Source organism: Azospirillum oryzae, assembly GCF_008364795.1.
In the GTDB taxonomy this organism is placed as follows: Bacteria; Pseudomonadota; Alphaproteobacteria; order Azospirillales; family Azospirillaceae; genus Azospirillum; species Azospirillum oryzae.
Map to the genome: position 1 here is coordinate 61,694 of NZ_VTTM01000006.1, position 22,773 is coordinate 84,466.

Annotated in this window: 16 protein-coding genes, 3 pseudogenes and 1 other annotated feature; of the genes and pseudogenes, 10 read left to right on the forward strand and 9 right to left on the reverse strand. The window is 68.8% G+C overall.

The features are described from left to right. Nucleotides 1-9: 9 nt before the first annotated feature. Nucleotides 10-771 (reverse strand): SDR family oxidoreductase, encoded by a 762-nt coding sequence (locus tag FZ938_RS17480; RefSeq protein ID WP_149199746.1) that lies wholly within the window; start codon nucleotides 769-771, stop codon nucleotides 10-12. A 120-nt stretch (nucleotides 772-891) separates the two neighbouring features. On the opposite strand from FZ938_RS17480, the gene FZ938_RS17485 reads away from it, so the two are divergent. After that, nucleotides 892-1,395: a LysR family transcriptional regulator gene (locus tag FZ938_RS17485; RefSeq protein WP_246799052.1), complete on the forward strand. Its 504-nt coding sequence runs from the start codon at nucleotides 892-894 to the stop codon at nucleotides 1,393-1,395. Then, nucleotides 1,361-2,416: pseudogene (locus tag FZ938_RS17490) on the forward strand (IS3 family transposase); the annotation flags it as partial. The gene FZ938_RS17485 and the pseudogene FZ938_RS17490, both read left to right, overlap by 35 nt. Beyond that, nucleotides 1,645-1,761 (forward strand) — a sequence feature (AL1L pseudoknot). Its footprint overlaps the pseudogene before it by 117 nt. 30 nt (nucleotides 2,417-2,446) lie before the next feature. Here FZ938_RS17490 and FZ938_RS17495 read toward each other — a convergent pair. After that, on the reverse strand, nucleotides 2,447-4,660 hold the full coding sequence (locus FZ938_RS17495) for a recombinase family protein (protein ID WP_149199747.1): 2,214 nt from the start codon (nucleotides 4,658-4,660) through the stop codon (nucleotides 2,447-2,449). Between the two features lie 421 nt (nucleotides 4,661-5,081). Between FZ938_RS17495 and FZ938_RS17500 the strand changes: the two are divergent. Continuing rightward, nucleotides 5,082-5,321 (forward strand): annotated as a pseudogene (locus FZ938_RS17500) (integrase core domain-containing protein); the annotation flags it as partial. 1 nt (nucleotide 5,322) lies between these two features. Here the strand turns inward: FZ938_RS17500 and FZ938_RS17505 are convergent. Continuing rightward, a complete protein-coding gene (locus tag FZ938_RS17505) occupies nucleotides 5,323-5,904 on the reverse strand; it encodes a hypothetical protein (protein ID WP_149199748.1) in 582 nt (193 codons plus the stop codon). Between the two features lie 663 nt (nucleotides 5,905-6,567). Continuing rightward, nucleotides 6,568-7,548 (reverse strand): annotated as a pseudogene (locus tag FZ938_RS17515) (LysR family transcriptional regulator). 102 nt (nucleotides 7,549-7,650) lie between these two features. On the opposite strand from FZ938_RS17515, the gene FZ938_RS17520 reads away from it, so the two are divergent. The 7 genes from FZ938_RS17520 (at nucleotide 7,651) to FZ938_RS17550 (ending at nucleotide 15,300) form a co-directional block, all read left to right on the forward strand. Next, on the forward strand, nucleotides 7,651-8,316 hold the full coding sequence (locus FZ938_RS17520) for a peroxiredoxin-like family protein (protein WP_246457353.1): 666 nt from the start codon (nucleotides 7,651-7,653) through the stop codon (nucleotides 8,314-8,316). 71 nt (nucleotides 8,317-8,387) lie between these two features. Next, the gene (locus FZ938_RS17525; RefSeq protein WP_149199752.1) at nucleotides 8,388-8,690 is read left to right on the forward strand and encodes a BufA1 family periplasmic bufferin-type metallophore; all 303 of its coding nucleotides are present in this window, start codon (nucleotides 8,388-8,390) and stop codon (nucleotides 8,688-8,690) included. A 4-nt stretch (nucleotides 8,691-8,694) separates the two neighbouring features. Beyond that, entirely contained in the window at nucleotides 8,695-9,588 is an 894-nt protein-coding gene (gene bufB / locus FZ938_RS17530; protein WP_149199753.1) for an MNIO family bufferin maturase, read from the forward strand. Next, nucleotides 9,578-10,402: an HvfC/BufC family peptide modification chaperone gene (locus tag FZ938_RS17535; RefSeq protein WP_149199754.1), complete on the forward strand. Its 825-nt coding sequence runs from the start codon at nucleotides 9,578-9,580 to the stop codon at nucleotides 10,400-10,402. The genes bufB and FZ938_RS17535 overlap by 11 nt, the downstream gene beginning before the upstream one ends. Continuing rightward, nucleotides 10,399-10,920, forward strand: coding sequence for a DoxX family protein (locus FZ938_RS17540; RefSeq protein WP_149199755.1), 522 nt, complete (start codon nucleotides 10,399-10,401; stop codon nucleotides 10,918-10,920). The genes FZ938_RS17535 and FZ938_RS17540 overlap by 4 nt, the downstream gene beginning before the upstream one ends. Then, nucleotides 10,917-12,635, forward strand: a complete 1,719-nt coding sequence (locus tag FZ938_RS17545; protein ID WP_246457351.1) for a methyl-accepting chemotaxis protein — start codon at nucleotides 10,917-10,919, stop codon at nucleotides 12,633-12,635. Before FZ938_RS17540 ends, FZ938_RS17545 begins: the two co-directional genes overlap by 4 nt. A 34-nt stretch (nucleotides 12,636-12,669) precedes the next feature. Further along, the gene (locus tag FZ938_RS17550; RefSeq protein WP_149199756.1) at nucleotides 12,670-15,300 is read left to right on the forward strand and encodes a putative bifunctional diguanylate cyclase/phosphodiesterase; all 2,631 of its coding nucleotides are present in this window, start codon (nucleotides 12,670-12,672) and stop codon (nucleotides 15,298-15,300) included. On the opposite strand, the gene FZ938_RS17555 is transcribed toward FZ938_RS17550, so the two are convergent. The 5 genes from FZ938_RS17555 to FZ938_RS17575 all read right to left on the reverse strand — a co-directional run bounded on the left by FZ938_RS17555 (nucleotide 15,278) and on the right by FZ938_RS17575 (nucleotide 22,763). After that, nucleotides 15,278-15,685, reverse strand: a complete 408-nt coding sequence (locus tag FZ938_RS17555) for a type II toxin-antitoxin system VapC family toxin (RefSeq protein WP_149199757.1) — start codon at nucleotides 15,683-15,685, stop codon at nucleotides 15,278-15,280. The genes FZ938_RS17550 and FZ938_RS17555 overlap by 23 nt on opposite strands. Nucleotides 15,686-15,691: 6 nt before the next feature. After that, nucleotides 15,692-15,928, reverse strand: a complete 237-nt coding sequence (locus FZ938_RS17560; protein ID WP_109072883.1) for an AbrB/MazE/SpoVT family DNA-binding domain-containing protein — start codon at nucleotides 15,926-15,928, stop codon at nucleotides 15,692-15,694. A 153-nt stretch (nucleotides 15,929-16,081) separates the two neighbouring features. Then, nucleotides 16,082-16,510, reverse strand: coding sequence for a type II toxin-antitoxin system death-on-curing family toxin (locus tag FZ938_RS17565; RefSeq protein WP_149199758.1), 429 nt, complete (start codon nucleotides 16,508-16,510; stop codon nucleotides 16,082-16,084). 6 nt (nucleotides 16,511-16,516) lie between these two features. Then, nucleotides 16,517-16,741: an AbrB/MazE/SpoVT family DNA-binding domain-containing protein gene (locus FZ938_RS17570; protein WP_109072885.1), complete on the reverse strand. Its 225-nt coding sequence runs from the start codon at nucleotides 16,739-16,741 to the stop codon at nucleotides 16,517-16,519. Between the two features lie 112 nt (nucleotides 16,742-16,853). Continuing rightward, nucleotides 16,854-22,763, reverse strand: coding sequence for a non-ribosomal peptide synthetase (locus tag FZ938_RS17575; protein WP_149199759.1), 5,910 nt, complete (start codon nucleotides 22,761-22,763; stop codon nucleotides 16,854-16,856). Between the last annotated feature and the right edge of the window lie 10 nt (nucleotides 22,764-22,773).

The window sequence follows — 22,773 nt, forward strand, 5'->3', positions numbered from 1 at the left end:
GTGGGCGGGTCAGACGAGGCGCGCGCCGCCGTCGATGTGCAGCGTCTCGCCATTCATGAAGCCGTTGCTCATCAGGAAGACCACCGCCGCTCCGGCTTCTTCCGGCGTTCCAAGGCGGTGAAGTGGCAGTTTCTCCTTCAGGCCCGCGACATAGGCGTCGCGCCCGTCCCCCAGGGTCCGTTGCAGAAGCGGGGTGTCGGTGGTGCCGGGAGACAGCGTATTCACGCGGCGCGGCGCCAGTTCGAGCGCCAGCCCGCGGGCGAATGCCTCCATGGCAGCCGACGCCGCAGCCAGGATGGCGGTGCCGTAGGCGTTCGGGCGGTCGGCGAGCATACCGGAAATGAGGGTGATGGAGGCGTCCGACGCGAGACGGTCACCGAGCGCCCGGATCGTCGTCACCGCAGCCCAGATGCGTTCTTCGAACGCCCGGCGCAGGTAAGCGACGTCGGCATCCATGACCTTGCCGGCGACGAAGGTGCCGGCCAGCAGCACGAGATGGTCGACGTGGGGAATGTCGGCCAATGCCGCTTCGATGGCCTGACCGTTCGTCACGTCCGCGGCACGCCAGCCGTCGAACCCATGCTCGGTCGCCGCCTGGGCAGCGCGGTCCCGGTTGATACCGACGACGATCACCTTGGCGCCGGCAGCCTTCGCCTGGATTGCGGTGGACAGGCCGATGCCGGAGGTCCCACCGAGGACGACGACAGTGCGATCGCGAAGAGCCGCAAGGCCGAACGGCAGGGATTGGGCGGTGGAAGACATCTGAGACATGGTGTGCTCCGGTGTGGCGAGCGCCCCAGCGGCGCTGTTGACAGAACCCTAGACCAAGGAGTTTCTATTGATAATCAGGTGCAGTTTCGTTTTACTCATGCCATAATGGAACATATCGGTTTGGAGAGGCTGACCGGCCTCATTGCCTTCGCCCGCGTCGCGTCGCTGGGCAGCTACACGGCCGCAGCCCGTACGCTGTCGGTGTCGCCGTCGGCCATCAGCAAAAGCGTGCAGCGGCTGGAGCAGCAGCTGGGGCTGTCGCTGTTCACCCGCACCACGCGGTCCCTGTCCCTGACGGCCGAAGAGCGGGACTTGCATGAGCGTGCGTTGCGCCTGCTGCAGTATGCCGAGGAAATCGAGCAGGCCGCGATGGCAGCCCGTGCCGAACCGGCAGGCACGTTGAGAATCACGGCTCCCCTGCCGATCGGCGTGCACATCCTGGCACCTGCGTTGCCGCGCTTTCAGGCGCGCCATCCCAATCTGACGATCGACCTGCGGCTCGGGGACCAAGTCTTCGACATCATTGAGACGGGAATTGAACCGCCCCAGGTTTGCTGGAGGCCCCGTTTCCTGAGAGACTGGGGTCAACATGACGAAGCAAGCATCACCCAAATACGCCCCTGAAGTGCGCGAGCGCGCGGTTCGGATGGTGTTCGAGCACGAAGGCGAGCATGCCTCGCAGTGGGCGGCGATCAGCTCGATTGCGGCGAAGATCGGCTGCAATCCCGAGACGCTGCGGAACTGGGTCCGGCAGGCCGAACGTGACCAGGGCAAGCGACCCGGTCCGACAACGGACGAGCAGGAGCGGATCAAGGCGCTGGAGCGTGAGGTTCGGGAGTTGCGCCAGGCGAACGAGATCCTACGCAAGGCGTCGGCGTATTTCGCCCAGGCGGAGCTCGACCGCCCGTTTCGGAAATGATCGCCTTCATCGACGCACACCGCGCCGTCCACGGGGGCGAGCCGATCTGCCGAGTGCTGCCGATCGCCCCATCGACTTACCACGCCCATGCCGCCCGGACGGCCGATCCGGCCAAGGCGCCGGCCCGCTCGCGAAGTGACGCGGAGCTGAGTTTGGCTATCCGGCGGGTCTGGGATGAAAACTTCCAGGTCTATGGGGTACGGAAGGTCTGGCGGCAGTTGCGGCGGGAAGGCCTCGACGTGGCGCGCTGCACAAGTGGCCCGACTGATGAATCAGATGGGCCTGAAGGGAGCTATGCGTGGCAAGACGGTGCGCACCACGATCAGCGACCGGGCGGCGTCATGCCCCCCTTGCGGCGGCAGCGGTTCCGGAACGGAACCGCGAGAGCTGGCCGACCGGGTGAACCGCCAGTTCCAGGCGCCACGCCCAAACGCCTTGTGGTTGGCCGATTTCACCTACGTATCGACATGGCAGGGCTTCGTCTCCGTGGCCTTCGTCATCGACGCCTTCGCGCGCCGCATCGTGGGCTGGCGGGTGTCCAGAACAGGCCACGCTGATTTTGTGCTGGACGCCTTGGAGCAAGCGCTCCACGACCGCCGACCGGCAAAGGGCAGCGGCCTCATCCATCACTCCGACCGCGGCTCGCAATACGTTGCCATCAAGTATACCGAGCGCCTGACCGACGCCGGTGTCGAGCCCTCCGTCGGTAGCGTCGGGAAGCGTTATCCATACTGCTCTCCTTCCTACCGGTTTCCGTCAACGGCTCAAGCCGGATTGGCTTGATTGGGGGGCGATCTTCAGGCGCCACTCCCACTGGCCTTGGCCGCGCGGCGTTCGGAAGGCGACATAGTCACCCTGCCGGACGCGCGCCCACACCGCCTCGCGCTGCAATTTTGTCGCCTGTGCCACCTCTGTGAGTGTCGGCAAGCCGCTCACGTCCGCAGAGCCGTCGAGCCGCGTCACGTCCGCCTCCGTCAACCGAACCCAAAGCTTGGAGCACGAGCAGCGCTGGTCGCACGGGATAATCCCATGCTGGATCCACAGATGCACCAAAGACCGTGAAACACCCAAGCGTTGCGCCGCTGCTTTGGCGGACACTCGCCCATCTGCCCGTGGGTCTGGCGATCCGGTCTGGATCGGGCAGCCGGTGGCGATGCGATACCGCTTGCGCATGGATTGGACCCGCTCATAGGTCCACTCCTTTCCGGTTTGTGTGCGCATGCCTGCCGCATTGAGGGCCTGGGCGACGGCGTGATCGGGCCGGTCTCTGGACAACTCCCGAATGCGAGCAATGACCGTAGCATCGGTTGTCGCGTGAAGGCAGCCTGGCGCCAAGGACGCTGTATGGGTCGAGGTGGCGCCGCCGGTCCACAAGACCACCACGTCGACGCGGCGGGTCGTGCGGTCGGCCGTCACAGTCACGGCAGCAATGGCGAGCCGCAGCAATCTTTTGCGATCGACGGCCGTGGTCGTCTCCGCCTGCCATAGCCCGGGCAGGTCAGCGGCGACCCGGCGGATTTCTTCGCGCTCGGCGGCATTCAGGGGCAGCAAATCGGTGCGCCGCATCAGCGCATAGTCGCTTTCCAGCGTCTCCAGCGTGCTCAGCGCTGCGTTCCAACGGCGTTCCAGTTCGCGGGCTACCAAGCGGTTGTCCGGATCGACGGCATCGTACTGGCGCTGTGCCAAAACCACTTCGTAGCGGGCACGTTCCAGGCGGAACTGCCATTGCCGGTCGGTGGCCGCTCGTTCGCCCTCCAATGTCTCCAGCGCGGCCAGGGTGGCCTCAAGGCTGACCGGCGCCACCGCTTCCAGGAAGGCGGAGGTCACAAGAGCGTCGAGCGCACCCGTCGGGCAGGACTGACATTGCGGCTCGCCGTATTCGGCCTGGGCGCGACGGCAATGATAACTGTGGTAAGCCGAGCCGTAGCTTACGGCCATTCGGCGGCCGCACCGGCCACAGACAACCAGTCCGGCCAGAAGGGCAAGGCCCTCGCGCGGAGCCCCATCGCCTTTCCGGGCGAAGTTGTAGAGGTTGCCCCGCAATGCCCTGCGGTTGGCCTGGTAGACGTCGTAGGTCAGGCACGCCGGATAGACGTCGGGCACCACAATATCCCACTCCGCCAAAGCGACCCTCCGGTTGACCGTCGTCGGCGGCTCCCCAGGCACCACTTCCCATTTTCGCCGACCGTAGACGAAGACGCCGGCGTAGGCTGGATTGGTCAGAATCTGCAGGATCATCTGGTAGGTTGGTCGTGCCCAGCTGATGCTGCCGGCCGTAGCCCCGGTTTGCGCACACCGGGGCAGAAGCAGCTGGTTCTCCAAGAAGTGCCTCTGCACAGCCCGAGCGTTGCGCAACACGGCGAAGCGCTCGAACACTGTAGCGATGGCCAGACGCACGGCATCGTCCGGATCTTGGACGGCAACGCCGTCGTGCCGCCGTCGGAAGCCAACCGGCAGACGTTGGGCGAGTTCACCGCGGCGCGCCTTGTTCAGAAGGTTGCCACGCATGCGGCCTCGCAGAATGTGCAGTTCGGCCGCGAACAGAGTGCCCTTGACGCCGAGCAGAAGCAGGTCGTTCGGGTCGCGGGCATCGTAAACACCGTCCTCATCGGCGATGAGGGTACGGAAAACGCCGCACAGCTCGATGACGCGGTGCCAGTCGCTGTTGCATCGGGACAGGCGCGACACCTCGGTGACGAGAATGATGCCGACCTCACCCAAACCGATGGCGGCGACCAGTTTCTGAAAGCCGGTCCGCTGGCGGCTGCTCGCTCCGGACAGGCCGAGATCCTCGTCAATGACCCGGATTTGGGAGGCTGGCCAACCCATCTGTCGCGCGCGTTCGGCCAACTGGTACTGACGGCGGGTGCTCTCCTGGTTGCTCTGCACCTGCTTGGGTGTGGACTGCCGGATGTAGACAACCGCCTGCAACCGCTGATGACGGGCTTCGATCTTGGGCGAGAGGATCATGGGACGTCTCCTTGCGGGCCATCCGGCCCGTCAGCCGGCGCCACAGCAGATCGCTCCACAACCCCACCATCGGCCTCTGGGCCTCCGGTGGCAGAATGCTCCATAGCATCGGGATCGGGGTTGGCATGGGGGGCCTCCGCGGACGAGGTTGTGCGGCAGGCATTGACCAGCCGGACGAGGGCGCGCAGGCTTCCGGGCGTAAAGCGTAGGGCCGGCATGACAGGCTCCTCGGCACCGGCGGCTTCGGTCCAGGCCAGCGGGATCTCTCGCCGCTGGCCGTCCTCCCCTTCAACGAGCAGATCCGTTCCCTCGTCACGTCGCAGCCGCCGCATCACTCGAACAACCCGTCCCAGCCACGGATGATGCGGCGCGGTCACCCGAATCCATTGATCCTGAGCGGAATGGTTAGACGTAGTATGATGGCCAATGTGGCGATTCCTACGACAACGCCTTGGCAGAGACGATCAACGGCCTCTACAAGACCGAGGTGATCCGGCGTTGCGGGCCATGGCGCACCGTAGAGGCTGTCGAATTCGCCACCCTCGAATGGGTTGACTGGTTCAACCACCGGCGCCTCCTCGAGCCCATCGGCAACATTCCTCCCGCCGAGGCCGAAGCGCGCTACGATGCCCAAACCGAGGACGTCGCCATGGCGGCGTGACTCAACACAAATGGCCGCCGACAAACCCGGCGCGGTTCAGAATGCCGTACTTCTCCACCGCGAGATGGACCTTCACGCCGCGGATCTTCTTACCGCCGTCCACGCCCCGCGCAAAGCAACTCGGGGCCGAAGGGCAGGTGCGGCTGTCGATCACGATGGCACTCGGCTCCGCAGTATCGCCGCAGGCCAAGCGCCATGTGCGGCGCAGCCGATCGAGCAAACGGCGCCAGAGTCCCAGTCGGGTCCAGCGGGCGAACAGAGTGTACAGCGTGCTGAAGGGAATATCGGAGAGCTGACCGATGGCACGCCACTGCATGCTGCAGAAGCGCACGCGCCACACCGCCATGATTGCCTTGCGCAACGCTGCTCCGGTGAGCGCCGGCTTGGGCCCGGACCGGGTTGGGCGGGAGCCGTCCACCGCCATGGCTGTCAACTCGGTCAGCACCGCGTCCACGAAAGCATCAACGTTCGAGAATGCGTCCCAGGACGCTGGGATGGTGCTTGCGGGACGAACGGCGGTGCCCTTTGAGTGCTGGTCCAGTGGCTGGTGAAAGACGCCCACAGCCCTATCACGCAGCCCCACCGCGCGACACTCCTCTTCAGCTTAAAGTAGCATCCCGACCAAAGCTGGATGGGACGCCACCGCTGCAAACAAGTTCTACAGCGACAGCCGGTGTCAGCTTTTCGGGATCTGTCGATGTCGGTGTCGGTTTTCCGGGATGGCTGGACTTGAAGCCTGAAATCGCGGGAAATGGCCGGATTTCGGCCCGGGACCGCTGGATATACCTGCCAGGATCGCTGGAATCGAACCGGGATCGGAGGACAGGTCGCGCCTTTCAGACTCTTCCGGCATCGGGGGCACGGGGCGTCGTCATGGCAACCCTATACCCGCACCCCTGCGGCTCTCCGCGCTTCTCGACAAAGCGGTATCGTTCAGCAGGCATGCCACGCCTCCACTCTTAGTGTTTGTAATATGGGAAACGCTAGGGAAAGCCTGCGGTTTCACGCGGACTCACGGCTACTCAGCCGTGGGTGTATTTGCTACCGAATACCGGATCGACGAACTGGAGGACGCCATCGTCGCCCTCCGTGCGGGGGCGTGGATTGAAACACGCCCTTCAGCAGGTCGAGCGCGGCCTGTTCACGGAGATTGGCCAATCTCCGCGTCGGCTTGCCGTCGCTTGTGTCAGGCCTCGGGGCAGGCGAATACCAAGCACAGGCAAGATCGGTTCAACGGTCGTCCGCTTCATGACCCTGTGCCTGCGGGCGCCGAAGGGCCGGTCGGGGTCGTGGATCCCGGTCCGCCCAGCCCGGTCAGCAGATGTTCGATGAAGCTGCGCACCTTCGGCGAGACATGACGGGTCGCCGGGTAAACGGCATGGATGGCCTCGTCCGTCACCTCCAGGTCCGTCAGGACCGGGATCAGGCGGCCGGCGCGGATGTCGTCCTCCACGATGAAGTCGGCCAGCCGTGCCAGCCCCAGCCCGCCCACCGCGGCATGGCGCAGCAGCCACAGGCTGTCGGTCTAGAAGCCGCCGGCCGGACGCAGGATTTCGCGCCGGTCGCCGACCAGGAACTCCCACTCCGTCCGTCCGGAGCCCGACAGCAGCGTCAGGCAATCGTGGCGGGAGAGGTCGGACGGCGACTGCGGCACGCCTCGGCGCTCCAGATAGTCCGGGCTGGCCACCACATGGCGGCGCAGCGGTCGCAGGCGGCGGGCGATCAGGGTGGAATCGGCCAGCCGCCCGGCGCGGATCGCCAGATCGAACCCGTCGTCGATCAGCCGCTGCACGCGGTCGCTCAGGCTGGCCTCCAGCGACACGCCGGGGTAGCGGCGCAGGTATGAGGGCAGTAGCGGCGCCACCCGCATCTGCCCGAACATCACCGGCATCGTGACGCGCAGGGTGCCGCGCGGCTCCTCGCCCATTTCGGTCAGCGACTGTTCGGCCTCGTCCAGCGCCGCCAGGATGGCGCGGGCCCGCAGGCAGAAAGTGGCGCCGGCATCGGTCAGCGCGATCCGCCGCGTCGTGCGCGCCAGCAGACGGGTGCCCAGCCTGTTCTCCATCTGGGCGATCCGCCGGCTGATCGCCGACGCGGACAGCCCGAGGCTCTCCGCCGCCGCCGACAGGCTGCCGCAATCCACCACCTCCACCAGCACCGTCAGATCGTCCAGCCGATCCATGCCGTCCTCCCCATATCCCGATCGGCCCGATCGGATCGGGCGCATTCTTGCGTTTCGTGCAAAGATATTGTGCGTGTCCCCCTATGTTTCACAAGTCCGGCTTTTGCCAGGATCGGCTCAACGGACACGCCGACATGGAATTGCCCGATGCGTCTTCAACGCCAACTCCGCACCATCCGGGCGCAGGCCGGAAAGTCCCTGCCGCCGGGGGTGCTGGCGATGATGGACCGGGTGATCGCCGACCTGAAGGCGCGCGGGGTCGAATTGGGGGCGTTGCGCCCCGGACTCCAGGCTCCCGACTTCGCCTTGCCCAACCAGCTCGGCCGGACCGTATCGTTGTACGAGACGCTGGAGCGGGGGCCGGTCGTCCTGCTGTTCTACCGCGGCGAATGGTGTCCTTATTGTTGCGCCCAGCTCAGGGCCATGCAGATGGCGCTGCCGCAGCTGACCGCCGGCGGCGCCCGGCTGGTCGCGGTGTCGCCCGAACTGCCAGACCACAGCCTGACGCTGGCGGAGCGCAACGCGCTCGACTTCGACATCCTGTCCGACAGCGGAGCGGTGGTGGCGCGCAGCTATGGCCTCGTCTTCCGCGTGCCGGACGAGCTGCGCGACCTCTACCGCGACCGCGGCCTCGACCTCAACGCCCGCCAGGGCCGCCCGCCCGGGGAGCCCTGGCAGCTGCCCATCCCTGCGACCTACCTGCTGTCGCCCAGCGGCGTCGTCCGCTTTGCTGCCATCGACGCCGACTTCACCCAACGCCCGGAGCCGCAGGCGCTCGTCGACCTGCTGCACGACCGCGTGCCGGCGTCCTGACCGACGCCGGCCATTCCACGCAACCGGCCATCCCCCACAGCCGGCCCATCCATGCAGAGAGGAATCCGTCCATGACCGCCACCAAGACCGCCACCAAGACCCTGGCCCTGCTCCCCATCGCCGGCGCGCTGGCCGGGGCGCTGACCCTGATGGCCGGCCCGGCCGCGGCGCAGTCCAACATGGAAAAATGCTATGGCATCGCCAAGCCGGGCGAGAATGGCTGCGCCCACGCCAAGGGCCTGCATTCCTGCGCCGGCAACACCAGCCTGACCTATGACGGCGGCGACTGGAAGCTGGTCAAGGCCGGTACCTGTGCGACGGAAATGGGATCGCTGAAGCCGTTCGACGGCGCCAACCCGAAGAAGAAGGGCTGAGGCGATGGCCGCGGCGGTGTCCTCCACGCTCCCCCGGCTGGTGCCGGTCGCCGCCGGCATCGGCCTGCGCGAGCCGCACCGGGAGGCGTTCGTCGCGGCCGGTTCTCCGGTCCCCTGGGTCGAGATCCATCCGGAAAATTATCTGGTTCCGGGCGGGCCGCGTCTGGCCGGCATCCTGCGGGTCCGACGCGACCGGCCGGTCAGCTGCCACGGCGTCGGCCTGTCGCTGGGCAGCGCCGGCGGTCTCGATCCCGACCACCTGATGCGGCTGCGCGCGCTCTACGACCGGCTGGAACCGGGGTTGATCTCCGAACATCTGTCCTGGAGCGTCACGGACGCCACCTACCTCAACGATCTGCTGCCGCTGCCCTATACCGAGGACAGCCTGGACCGGGTTCGCCGCAACGTCGACCATGCCCAGGACGTTTTCGGCCGGCGCATCCTGGTCGAGAATCCGGCGGCCTGCATCGCCTTCGCCGACAGCACCATTCCCGAAGCCGAATTCCTGGCGGAACTGGCCGCCCGTACCGGCTGCGGCCTGCTGCTGGACGTCAACAACCTCTACGTCTCGTCGGTCAATCTCGGCTTCGACCGGTCGGCGTGGCTCGACGCCATCCCGGCGGACGCGGTCGGCGAACTGCATCTGGCCGGTCACGCCCGCATGACCATCGGCGGCGAGGAATTGCTGGTCGATGACCATGGCAGCGCCGTCGGCGAGGCCGTGATGGCTCTCTATGCCGACGTGTTGGACCGCATCGGCCCGCGGCCGGTGCTGATCGAATGGGACAACGACCTGCCGCCGCTCGACGGCCTGCTGGACGAGGCGGGCAGGGCGCAAAGGCTGCTCGATGCGACGATGCAAAAACAGCGTGTGCCGGAGGCCCATTGTGCCGGCTGACGCGAAACTGGCGGGTCTCCAGCGCGACTTCGCCGCCTTCCTGCTGCGTGGCGATCCGGCGGTTGCCGGGGCGCTACGGCCGGACCTGCCGGCCGGGCGGCTGGCGGTCTACCGCAATACGGTGATGGGATCGCTGGCCGCCGTCCTTGGCCATGCCCATCCCACCCTGTGCCGCGCCCTGGGGGAGGAGCGTTTCACCGCGCTCGCCTGCCGGTTCGCGGCGGAGGCGCCGCCCCGCCTGCCGATGTTGTGGAGCTATGGCGCCGGCTTCGCCGACTGGCTGGACGGCCTGGACGCGGCTGACGGCGGTCATCCTTGGGCGCCCGACCTCGCCCGACTCGACTGGGCGATGCACGAGGCGCTGTTCGCCGCCGATGCCGAACCGCTCGATCTCGCCCGGCTCGCCGCCATCCCGCCGGAACAGGCGGGATCCCTGCGTCTGGTTCCGCACCCTTCGCTGCGGCTGGTGCGGTCGGCCTGGAACATCCATGCGCTGTGGAAGGACGGCGGCGCCGTCCCGGTGCCGGAGCCGGAAGCGGTTCTGGTCGGCCGCAGTCCTGTGGACGAGGACGTCGACGCCACGGGCTGTGCCCCGGGCGGCGAGGTGCGCTGCGCCCGCCTGACCGCGGCCGACGGAGCGCTCGCGTGCCGGCTGCTGGCCGGCGCCACCCTGGATGAGGCGGCCGGGGACGAGGCCTCTGCCGACGCCGACCTGCAATCCCTGCTGGCGCTTCTGCTGCAAAACCGCTTGCTGGCCGGCTTCGCGCTGGACCGGCCGCCTTCCTCCACCCGACCTGAAGGGATCGACCCATGACGTCGTCGCCGTTGCCGCGGTCATCGTCCGCAAGGTTCGGGCAGCCCCCCATCCGGTTCGGCCGCTTGCCGGAGATCCGCGACCACATCGCCGGATGGCTCGATCGTAATGCCGTACCGCTGCTCGACCTCGCGGTCCGGCTGACGATGGCGCCGATCTTCTTCCGCTCCGGCCTGCAGAAGATCGGCGACTGGCAGGCGACGCTCTTCCTGTTCAAGGAGGAATACCGGGTGCCGCTGCTGCCGGCGGACGTGGCCGCGCTGCTGGCCGCCGCCACCGAGCTGACCATGCCGGTCCTGCTGGTTCTGGGTCTGGCGACGCGGCTGGCGGCGGTGCCGCTGCTGGCAATGGCGTTGGTGATCCAGTTCGTGCTGGGCGCCGAAAGCCCGGCCTTCAACAACCCGCAGCATTACTTCTGGATGCTGTTGCTCACCGGTCTGATCCTGCGTGGCGGCGGACGGCTGTCGCTCGACCACTGGTTCCTACGCTTCAGCCGCCGGAATGGAGACCGCCCATGACCATCACGCATCCCGTCACTCCCGAGACCCACGGACATCGGAGGATCGCCCAGCTCGGCTGGCTTCTTTCGTCCGGGCTGGTCGCCGTGCTGCTGCTGGTCCTGGCGGTCAGCATCGTCACCGTGCAGGGCATCCGGCAGGTGGACGAGCGCTGGAACGCCTACGACCTGGGGGCCGCGGCCAAGGCCGACGCCCTGTCCGACCTGCGCGGGGCGTTGGGATTCGGCGGGGTGATCCACCGGTTCGGCGACTATCTGCTGACCGCCGATCCGGTCCGTGCCGCCGAGATGCGCCAGAGCCTGAAATCCGCCGCCGCCAATCTGGAGGTCTACCGCTATGCCGGCGAACTGACCACGGCCGAGGGGGCGGCGCTCGACACCATCGTCGCGGCGCTGGCGCAGCTGGACGCCAAGCTGACGGAGGCGGAAGCCGCGGTGGCGGCTCACACCCAGCTCGACCGGCTGGCCCGCACCGCCGCACTCGACACCGCGCCGGCGGTGGCCGCCATGCGGACGCTGAACGGCGAACTGACGCGGGCGCGTGCCGCTCTCGGTGAAGCCAACCGCCAGGGCATCGCCGCCCTGAACGGCACGGTGCTGACCGGCGGCGGCGTGGCGCTGGTGCTGTTGGTCGCCATCGCCGGGTTGTTCCTGTGGTTCACCCATCGCCGCATCGTTCATCCCCTGGCCCGGCTGGCGGCCTATATGGAACGGCTGGCTGGAGGCGATCTGGAGAGTGCCGTGCCGTCGGTCGGCCACCGCGACGAGATCGGCGCCATGGCCAGCACGGTCGGGGTGTTCCGCGACGGGCTGGTCCGGCTGCGTGCGGCGGGCGAACGTGAACGCGCCGAAGCCGAACAGGCGCGCAAGCGCCAGGAGGAACTGGAACGCAACCTCCGCTCCTTCGAAGCGGAGATCGGCGCGCTGGCCGCCGCACTTGCCGGCCGGGCCGGCACGCTGCACCACACCGGGCAGGAGCTGGCTCAATCCTCCAGCCGGACCATCGGCGGCACGCAGGAGGTCTCGGCCGCCGCCGCCCGCACCGCCGGGACCGTCCAGGCGGTCGCCGCCGCCACCGAGGAACTGTCGGCCTCCATCGCCGAGATCGGGCAGCGGGTGCGCGGTTCGGTCGCCATGACCACGGCGGCGGTCGAACAGGCCGACCGCTCGTCGGCCACCGTCGCCAGCCTGGCGGAGGCGGTACAGCGCATCGGCGAGGTGGTCGGGCTGATCAACGCCATCGCCAGCCAGACCAACCTGCTGGCGCTGAACGCCACCATCGAGGCCGCCCGCGCCGGCGAGGCGGGGAAGGGCTTTGCCGTGGTGGCGCAGGAGGTCAAGAACCTCGCCAACCAGACCGCGCGGGCGACCGAGGACATCACCCAGCAGATCGCGACCATCCGCAGCGCCACCGACGGCGCGGTCGGCGCCATCCAGGGAATCGGCGGCAGCCTGGAGCAGGTCTGCCGCATGGCGCAGGAGATCGCCGACGCCGTCACCCAGCAGGACGAGGCGACGCGCGAGATCGCCCGCAACATCCAGGAGACCGCCGGCACCGCCGGCGCGGTCAGCGCAGCGATTTCCGAGGTTGCACAGGCCGCCGAACAGGCCGGCGCGGTTGCGGAAAGCATGTTCTCCGCCGCACAATCGCTCGGCAGCGAGACCAGGCGGCTGGAAGGCGCGGCGCACAGCTTCTCGAAAGCGTTGCGCGCGTGATTTCCGCGGGGTCGGGGGAAGAGGGAAGGGCGGCGTGAGCGACATCGTCAGCGAGGACACCGGGACCAGCGCCGGCACGTTATCCCAAGCCGCATCCGGTTCAGTCGCCGGCTCTGGGCGCCGGACTCTGACCATCGCGCGTTCGGCGCTGCTTCTGGCGGCGGCGCTGGTCGTCTGTCTGGCCGTGATGCTGGCGGTCGGGCTGCAATTGATGCAGGGCATGGGGGCGGTCGCCGAGGGCTGGCGCGACTACGACCTGCAGGCTGCCACCAAATCCGACGCGCTTTCGGAACTGCGCGGGCATCTCGGCCTCGGCGGCGTCATCGACCGTTACCGCGAGGGGGCGGAGAGCGGCGCCGCCGACCATGCGGCACTGGACCGGGCGCTCGGCCTGTCGCGGGCCAATCTGGAGATCTACCGCGACATCGTCACCCCCAGCGAGAACGAGGCGCGGGCCATCGCCGCCATCGCCGCCTTCCTCGACGCCATCCAGGTGCAGATGGAGGACCCGGCGGCGGCTATCCCGGCGGACGCCTTCGACACCTGCCGCCGCGACGCGGTGAAGGGGCTGGCGGCGCTGAACAGCCATCTGAGCGCGCAGCGCGCCCGTCTGACCGCCGCCACACTGGACGACATCGAAGCCCTGCAGCGGCTGATGGCGGTCGGCGGCGGCGTCATCGCCATTCTGGTTCTGGGGCTGGCCGGCGCCGCGGTTTGGTTCACCCGCAGCCGCATCGTCGGTCCGCTCGGCCGTCTGGTGGAGGATGCCCGCCGGCTGGCCCGCCGCGACCTCGACCGGCCGTTCCAAGGCTGGGGCAAGGCGGGGAGGGTGGATGGCGGTTTCCGCCACGACGAGTTGGGCCTGCTCGGCCGCAGCCTGGAGGACAGCCGGGTCGCCCTGCGCGGCCTGTTCGCAGCCATCGAGGAGAAGGGCCGCCGGCTGGGCGAGAGCGAGCGCCGCTATGCCATGGCCGCCGCCGCCACCAACGACGGCCTGTGGGACTGGGATCTGGACAGCGGAGACCTGTTCCTGTCGCCCCGGCTGCGTCAGATGCTCCATCTTCCGGCCGCCGCCGGCGAACCCGGCCTTGCCGCCCTGCTGTCCCACATCCATCCCGACGACCGGCACGCCGTGCTCTCGGCGATCCGCCAGGGGGAGCAGGGGGCCGATGGCGCCAGTTTCGACGTGGAGTTCCGCGTCCTGCCGCCAGGCACCGGGGAGGAGGGCGGGGGACCGCAGCCTGGCACCGGTTGGCTCCATCTGCACGGAATCGTCGCCGCGGGTCCGGACGGCCGGGTGGCGCGGCTGGCCGGTTCCGCAGCGGACATCAGCGACCGCAAATCCTACGAGGCGCGGCTGGTCCATCAGGCCACCCACGATTTCCTGACCGGGCTGCCCAACCGCGCGTATCTGGTCCGCTGGCTGCACGACCGGCAGGCGGCGCAGGACGGCGAGCGGAGCGACCTGGCGCTGCTGTTCCTCGATCTCGACGGCTTCAAGCTGATCAACGACAGCCTCGGCCATGCCGTCGGCGACCGCGTGCTGGTGGCGACGGCGGAGCGGATCGCCGCCCTGCTGGAACCGGGGGAGTTCGTCGCCCGGCTGGGCGGCGACGAATTCGTCGTGACGGTCCCCGCCGGCCGCGAGGCGGCGATGGCCCGCGCCCAGGCGCTGGAATCCGCGTTCAAAGGCCCGCTCTCTGCCGGCGGCATGGAATTGCGGGTCGGGCTCAGCATCGGTCTGGCGGTCGACGACGGCACCAGCGACGATCCGGACAGCCTGTTGCGTGACGCCGACATCGCGCTCTACCGCGCCAAGGAACATGGCAAGGGGCGCACCGTGCTGTTCGACGCCTCCCTGCGCGAGGCGATCCTGATCCGCAGCCGCCTGGAACGCGATCTGAACCCGGCGCTGGAGGCCGGCGACATCTTCCTGGTCTACCAGCCCATCCTGTCGCTGCCGGACGGACGGCTTGCCGGTTTCGAAGCCCTGGTGCGCTGGCGCCACCCCGACCTCGGCTTCGTCAGCCCGGCGCAATTCATCCCCATCGCCGAGGAGACGGGCCAGATCCTGCCGCTCGGTCGCCACGTTCTGGAACGGGCCGTGGACCAGCTCGCCGGCTGGCGCCGGCTGGCGGGAGGGGATGCCCTGACCGTCAACGTCAACCTGTCGGCGCGCCAGATGCTGGACGAGCGCCATGTCGACGACATGCTCGCCTTCCTGGCCGATGGCCGCGCCGAAGGGCTGAAGATCGAGGTGACGGAGAGCATGATCGTCACCGATCACGATCAGGCCCGTGCCATTCTGGAACGTTTCCATGCGCTGGGGGTGGCGTTGTGCATGGACGATTTCGGCACCGGCTATTCCTCGCTGTCGCAGCTCAGCCGCCTGCCCTTCGACGTGCTGAAGATCGACAAGAGCTTCATCAGCGCGCTCGGCACCGATCCCAGGCAGGAATCGCTGCTGCGCGGCATCGTCGAACTGGCCCACCGCATCGGGCTGGAGGTCGTCGCCGAAGGGATCGAGACCGAGGCGGAGCGGGAGGTCGTCACCCGGGTCGGCTGCGACTATGCCCAGGGCTATCTGTTCGCCCGGCCGCTGTCCGTAGCCGATGCCGAGGCGCTGCTGTCGGCCGCCGGCCCTATTGTGCTTCCGGCGCCATGAGAACGACGGACGGGAAATACGAACGGTAGCGTTTGGCATCGCGGGTCAGCAGCGGCAGCCCGAGCACGGCAGCATGGGCGCCGATGAAGAAATCCGGCAGCACCCCCGAGCGGGCGCCGCCTGCGGTGCGATAGCGGCGAAACGCCTTGCCGGCCAGGAACAATGCTTCGCGCGGGATCTCCTCCATGGCTATCCCGGCCTCGTCGAGCAGATCGTCGAGGTCTTCGATCCGCTCAAAGCCAACCGACAGTTCGGCATAGACCACGTCGTTGATGATCAGCGGTCCCTTGACGGCGGCACCGTCCAATTGCCGGATGGACCAGTCCGCCCATACCGGATCGTTCGTCACCAGATCGAGGAGGACATTGGTGTCGACCAGGGTCATCGGCGGTCAGTCCTCGCCGCGCGTCAACGCCATGATCTGATCGGTGCTCAGGCCCGCGGTGGCGCGGCCCCGCAGGCGTTCGAACCGGCTCTTCGCCGGAAGCGTTCGGTCCGCCGGTCTCAGAATGACGCGCCCGTCCTCCGCAATCTCGAATTCCACGGCACTGCCGGGCCCGAGGCCCAGCCGATCGCGGATGGGTTTGGGAATGGTGACTTGCCCCTTGGTGGTGAGCGTCGTGGCCATGGCCGCCTCGGTAATACCAGTGCGATGCTGAGTATTACTTAGCGCGTTCCAAGGCATTCCGCAAGTGAACCGCGCCGGGCTGCCAATACATCCCGGACGTCGTCGAAGGGGCCGAGGCGCTGCTGTCGGCCGCCGCCTCGGATTGGCGGTGGTTTAAAAATCCGGGGTTCCGATGTCGTAGGCGTGGTCAGCCACCCAGTCACGGAACAAATCCTCGGTCATCGTGCCGGCGGCAAGCGCAAGAATAATGTCTGCAGCCTCACGTTCTAAGGCATCCAGTTCGAACCCATTGAGACCGAGTACGAGGCCGAGAGTGATGAAAGCGGCACGCTTGTTGCCGTCCACGAAGGGATGATTGCGGCAGACGCTGGCGCAGACCGCGGCGGCGAGATCGAAGATGGTCAGCCGCCCGTCGCCGTAGGCCATGAGCTGGTACGGCCGTGCCAAGGAGGCCTCCAGTGCTCCCAGGTCGCGGATGCCGGGTGCTCCGCCGTGCTCTGCCAGAAGCTCGCCATGCAGGTCGAGCACGGCCTGGAGCGGCGGGTTGACGTAAGGACGGCCCTGGATGGTGGGTTCGTCCATGGGAGATTACTTGGACAGAATGTCCATGGTGCGGCGGTAGCGCGCAGCAAAGCGTCGGCCGACATCCATGGCGTGGTTGTAAGTATCGTCAGCCTTGGCGATTTCGATCCGCCCGTCGCGCACTTCCACGGCCACCTCATCGCCACGGTCGAGGCCAGCCGCCGCCAGCACCTCCCGCGGTAGCGTGAGACCCGTGGAGTTGCCGATCCTGGTGAGCTTTGTGGTGTGCATGGACGCCTCCTCACAGTCAGCGCGCATAATGTAATTACGCCCGTCATTACGTCAAGAGCATGGCTTGCCGTCACATTGGATCCGACCTACCCCCGATAGGCCTCCTGCGCCGTCATCCCCGGCATGGAGCGACATCCGATAGAGCCAAAGTCCCCACCTCGCGGACCAACCCGTCGACCAATGCCGCCGCATCACGCGGGTGGAACAGGGCGCCGGCATATTCCAGCCGCAGCACCAGCGTGTCGCGCGGAACCACCACCAGGGTCAGCGGATAGCTCATCCGACCGCGGTTGCCGACCTCACGGAAGGACAGGGTTGCACGTTCGCTCTGCCGCAGGGCGTCGTCGACCGGATAATTCTCGAAGATCATGATGCTGTCGAAGGGAGCGGAGGCCGGATCGGTCCAGCATTGAAGGGCTGGCGGCGGCGCATGCTCGTACTGTCGGGCGGCGATGTTGGCGGCCAGCAGCCCGCGAAGCCAGTCGTCTTCCCGGTTGTCTTCGTGGGTGCCGGCTTCGACCACCTCGTGGACCAGCGGCAGGACGCCCACCAGCAGGCCGGTCACGTGGTCGATCCCCGGCATCTCGACGGATCGGCCGGACATGACGGCGCCGAAGGCGACCGTGTCCTGTCCGCACAGCCGGGCCAGAAGCCGCAGCCAGCCGGCCTGGATCAGCGTGTTCAGCGTCACCTTCCGGGCGCTGGCGAAGCGCTGGAGTTGCCGCACCGCCGCCTCGTCGATGATGCGCTCCTCGGCCCCGTCGGGTCCCGGTTCGTCGGGGGGCGGCAGGATGGCGGTCAGGCGGGTGGGCGCCGGCAGGGCGGCGAGACAGGACCGCCAGTGCGCTTGCGCGGCGGCGCGATCCTGCACCCGGCTGCGCGCCTGAGTCCAGGCGACTAGGTCGCGGACCCGCGCTGCCGGCGACGGCACCGTTTCCCCGTCGTAAAGCCGCAGGATCTCGCCCAGCAGGCGTGACATGCTCCAGCCGTCGAGCAGCGCATGGTGCCAGGTCCACAGGAAGCGGTGGGTGGAAGGGCCGGTGCGCGCCAGCACGACCCGCATCAGCGGCGCCTCGGCGAAGTCGAAGCCACGGTGGTACTCGTCGTCGCACAGGTGCTGCCAGGATGCATCTGGATCGGGTTCGTCTTGCCAATCCAGAAGGGTGAAGGGCATCTCCGCGGTCTTGCGCACGACCATGACCGGCTCGTCGACGCCGTCGCGCACCAAAGCGCCGCGCAGCACGTCGTGACGGGCGATCACCGTGCGCCACACCGCCGCCAACCGATCGACGTCCAGCCCGTCGATGACCGCCCAGACCTGGACGGTGTAGGCTTGGGACTGTGGGTTGGCGAGGCCGTGATGCAGCATCGCCGCCTGCATGGGGGTCAGAGGCAGGATGTCGGCGATGGCGGGGGCGGGCACCGGCAGGGCATCGATCTGCGCCTGGCTCAGCCGGACGAGCGGGAAATCGGACGGGGTCGCCTGTCCCGCCTCGACGCCGGCGCAGTGGGCGGCCAACTCCGCCAATCTGGCCCGGACATCGTCCATCAGGCCGCCGATCATCCCATCGGGGAAGAGGGCACGGCTGGCACGGGCGTGCAGGACCAGTTCGCCGCCCATCACCTGTCCGTCGATGGAGATCATGGCGCCCAGCGGCGCATCGGGATCGGTGCCGGCGCCGCACTCCTCCGGAGCCGGGCGCCAGGGAGCGTCATCCGCGGCATCGAACCGGCCCAGATAGTTGAAGGAGATCGCCGTCGGCGTGCCGGACAGGGCGGCGCGGGCCTCCGGCGGTCCCAGATGACGCAGCAGGTTGAAGCCGATGCCGCCATCGGGCACCGCGCGCAGCGCTTCCTTGACGTGGCGGATGGCGCCGTCGCAGGAGGCGGGCAGTGCAAGACGGACGGGATAGACGCTGGTGAACCAGCCGACGGTCCGGCCGATGTCGATGTCCGGGAACAGTGCGTCGCGCCCGTGCCCTTCGACATGGACGGTCAGGGCGTCGCGTCCGAAGCGGCGGGTGGCCGCAAGGGCGACGGCGGTGAGAAGAAGGGTGTCGATGCGGGTGCGGTAGGCGGCCGACGCCTCGGTCAGCAGCCGACGGGTCGCTTTTCCGTCAAGCCGCAGGCTGTGGGTGACGGCATGGCGCCGCGTATTGAGTGAAAGCTCGCCGATGGTCGGCAGGGGCGGCGTGTCCAGCGCGGCGCGCCAATGGTCCAATTGGTCGAGGAAGTCGGGAACCGCGTCGGTCAGCCGCCGCGTCCAGAGGGTGAAGGGCGTGCCGGCGGCGGGCAGCCGGTCCAGCAAGCAGGGGCCCTGCAGGGCCGCCGCCAATTCGTCCAGCAGGATGCGCCAGGAAACGCCGTCCACCACCAGATGATGGGCGACCAGGAACAGCCGCTGCCCGCCGTCGGCCTTGCGGATCAGCAGCGCCCGCAACAGCGGCCCCTGTGCGAGGTCGAGGGCGCCTTGCAGTTCGTCGCACAGCCGCGTGACGGCGGCATCGTCCGCGGCCGTCGCCTTCTCCAGCGGGATGGCGGCCGGCCCGTCGGCATGGGTCTGCGTCCAGCCGCCATCCGGCTGCCGGGTGAAGCGCAGGCGCAAGGCGGCATGCCGGCCCGCGACCATGGCGAGCGCCGCCGCCAGCCGTTCGGGGTCCACCGGCGTCGTCGCGGCAAGCAGGACCGACTGGTTCCAGCGGTTGCGGTTGGGGATCGGCTGGTCGAAGAACCAGGACTGGATCGGCGCCAGCGGCGAGGGGCCGATAGGAGGTTCGGCGACGGCCACGGTCGGTGCCGCTTCCTCCGCCACCACGGCCAGGGCCGCGATGGTCTGGCGCTCCAGCAACTGCTTGGGAGTGATGCGCAGGCCGGCGGCGCGGGCGCGGGCGACGATCTGCAGGGCGATGATGGAATCGCCGCCGATCTCGAAGAAATTGTCGGTGACGCCGACGCTTTCGACATTCAGCGCGTCCCGCCACAGCTGGGCCAGCAGGTCCTCCACCGGCGTCGAGGGGGCGGCCTGCACGTCCGTTTCCCAACGCGGCGCCGGCAGGGCGGCGCGGTCGAGCTTGCCGGTCGGCGTGACCGGGATCGCGTCCAGCACCATCAGCCGCGCCGGCACCATATGGGCGGGCAGGCGCCCGGCCAGCGCTGTGGCCACCGCCGCCGGATCGGGGCGATGGCCCGCAGCCGGCACCAGATAGCCGACGAGCCGGGTGACGCCGCCGGTTTCCTGGGCGATCACAACCGCCTCGCGCACACCGGGTTCGGCGGCCAGATGGGCCTCGACCTCGCCCAGCTCGATGCGGAAGCCGCGCAGCTTGACCTGATGGTCACGCCGGCCGAGGAACTCGACGGTTCCATCCTCGCGCCAGCGGGCGAGGTCGCCGGTGCGGTAGAGACGGGCGCCGGCACCGCCGAACGGGTCGGGGACGAAGCGCTCGGCCGTCGCCGCCGGACGATCGAGATAGCCGCGGGCAAGCCCGCCGCCGCCGATCCACAGCTCGCCGGTGACGCCGATCGGCAGCGGGTTCAGGTCGTCGTCGAGAATGTGGGCGCTGCGGTCGCCGACCGGCCTACCGATCGGCACATAGGGGCAATCGGGAAGGCTGCTACCGTCACCCTTCCACACCAGCGGCGTCACCACCGTCTCGGTCGGGCCATAGCCGTTGATGGCATGGCGGGGCCGCAGGCTGCGGAACAGCCGCTCCAACCCGGCGCGCGGCATCGCCTCCCCGCCGAAGGAATAGAGCTGGACGGGCGGTGGTTCGCCGCCCTGCTGCTCGGCCCAGGATGCCAGTTGCTGCAGGTATTTGGGCGGGAAGCCGGCATGGGTCAGGCGATGGCGGCGGATGGCGTCATAGGTCTGCTCGGCGGTCCACAGACTGTCGTCGCGCAGCAGGATGGCGCCGCCGGCCGCCAGGGCGGTCATCCAGCGCTCGTGCGCGCCGTCGAAGGTGAAGGACAGGAAATGCAGCTCCCGGCTGTCCGGCCCCATGTCGTAGACGGCGGCGGTGGCGACGCAATGCATGGCGAGCGGGCCGTGCTCCACCGCCACGCCTTTCGGTGTCCCGGTGGAACCGGAGGTGTGAATGACATAGGCGAGGCTGCGCGGGTGGATCGCCACGTTTGGCGCGTGATCGGGTTCGTCGGCGGCGTCCTGCGGGGTGAGTGTCGTCACGCCGTCCAGCGGGGTGGCGGCGATCAGCAATGACAGGCCGGCGGCGTCGCGGATGGCGTGCTGCCGGTCGGCCGGGTGGGCGGGGTCGAGCGGCACGAAGGCGGCGCCGGACTTCAGCACCGCCAGGAAGGCGACGATCAGCTCGGGCGAGCGGGGCAGGCAGACGCCGATGCGCCGCTCCGGACCGGCGCCCAGCGCGATCAGCCGGTGGGCGAGACGGTTGGCACGGCGGTCCAGCTCGCCCCGGCTCAGCACGCCGTCGCCGAACAGGATGGCGGGGGCGTCCGGCCGTTCGGCGGCGAGGCGGGCGAGCAGGACCGGCACCGGATCGGGCGCCGTTCCGGACCAGCCAGGGTCGCGCGACCAGCAGGATACCGCGTGGATCTCCTCCTCGCTGCGCGGGTCGAGGGCGCGCAGCGGACGGTCGGGATCGGCGGCGACCTGGACCAGCAGGCGCTGCCAGCGCCGCAGGATGCGCGCCGCGGGACCGGCCGAGCCACGATGGGCAAGGCGGACGAGGATCGACCCGTCGGGCCGCCCGCTGCCCGCGAGGGCGAGGTCGAATTTGGCGGTGCGGACCGGCAGCTCCAGCGGCTCCACCTCCAGCCCATCGAGTCCGTCGAAGGTCGTTGGATCCGGGCGGTGGTCGAACATGACCTGAACCGCCGGGCTTGCGCCCTGCTCCGGCCGACCGGCTTCGAGGATGGCGTCCAGGGGAAGATCCTGGTTGTCCTGGGCGTCGGCCACCAGCCGGGCGACCTCGTGCAGCCAATCGCGGAAGGATCGGGACGGCGCGAGGCGCAGGCGCAACGGCAGGGTGTTGACGAAGCAGCCGATCGGCCGCTCCGCCTCCGGTTGCCGGCGGCCGGCGACAGGGATGCCGACGATCAGGTCGTCCTGTCCGCTCATCCGGCTCAGCAGCAGGGTATAGGCGGCCAGCAACAACACGAAGGGCGTGCAGCCTTCGCCGGCGGCCAGCCCCTTCAGCCGGTCGGAAAGCTCAGGCGAAAGGACGGCGGTCTGTTCGCCGCCTTCATTGCCGCCTTCACTGCCGTTACCACTCTCGCTGCCGGGCAGGCCCAGACGGGCCGGTGCGCCGGACAGGGTGTCACGCCAGAAGGCGGATTGGCGGTCCGCCTCGCCGGCGTCGAGCCACGCCGCCTGCCAGGCAGCGATGTCGGCATACTGGACCGGCAGGCCGGGAAGATCGGGGAGGCGGCCCTGGCGGGTCGCGCGGTAAGCTGCCGCCACGTCGGCCATCAGCAGCCCGATGCTGGCGCCATCGGCGGCGATATGGTGCAGCGTGACCACCAGCCAATGGTCGTCGGGCGCGATCCGCAGCAGGTCGGCGCGCCAGGGTTCCGCCTGTTCCAGGTCGAAGGGGGCGGCGGCAAGCCGTTCGGCGAGGCTTTGCGCGTCGGCCGGACGGTCGGACAGGTCGTACCGACCCAAACGGAACGGCCGGGGTGGCCGCGTGACCGTCCACAGCCGGCCGTCGCCGTCTTCCCGGTAGACGGTGCGCAGGATATCGTGCCGCTCGGCGACGGCGTTCAGCGCGGCCTCCAGCGTCGCCGCATCGAGGGCGCCGCGCAGCCGGAACACCCCCGGCATATGGTAGGCGGCCGATGCGGGGTCGAGCCGGTGCAGGGTCCACAGCCGGCGTTGCGCTTGGGAGGCCGGCGCCGGTGCGGACGGATCGTCGCGGCGGGGCACCGGCAGCCGGGAAAAGGCGATGCCGCGTGCCCGCAGCGCGTCGAGAAAGGCGCGACGCCGTTCCTTCGGCAGGCGGGCGAAGCCCAGCGCGATGTCGTGCAGGGTGGGGGCGAGCGTGTCGGCCATGAACCGGAAC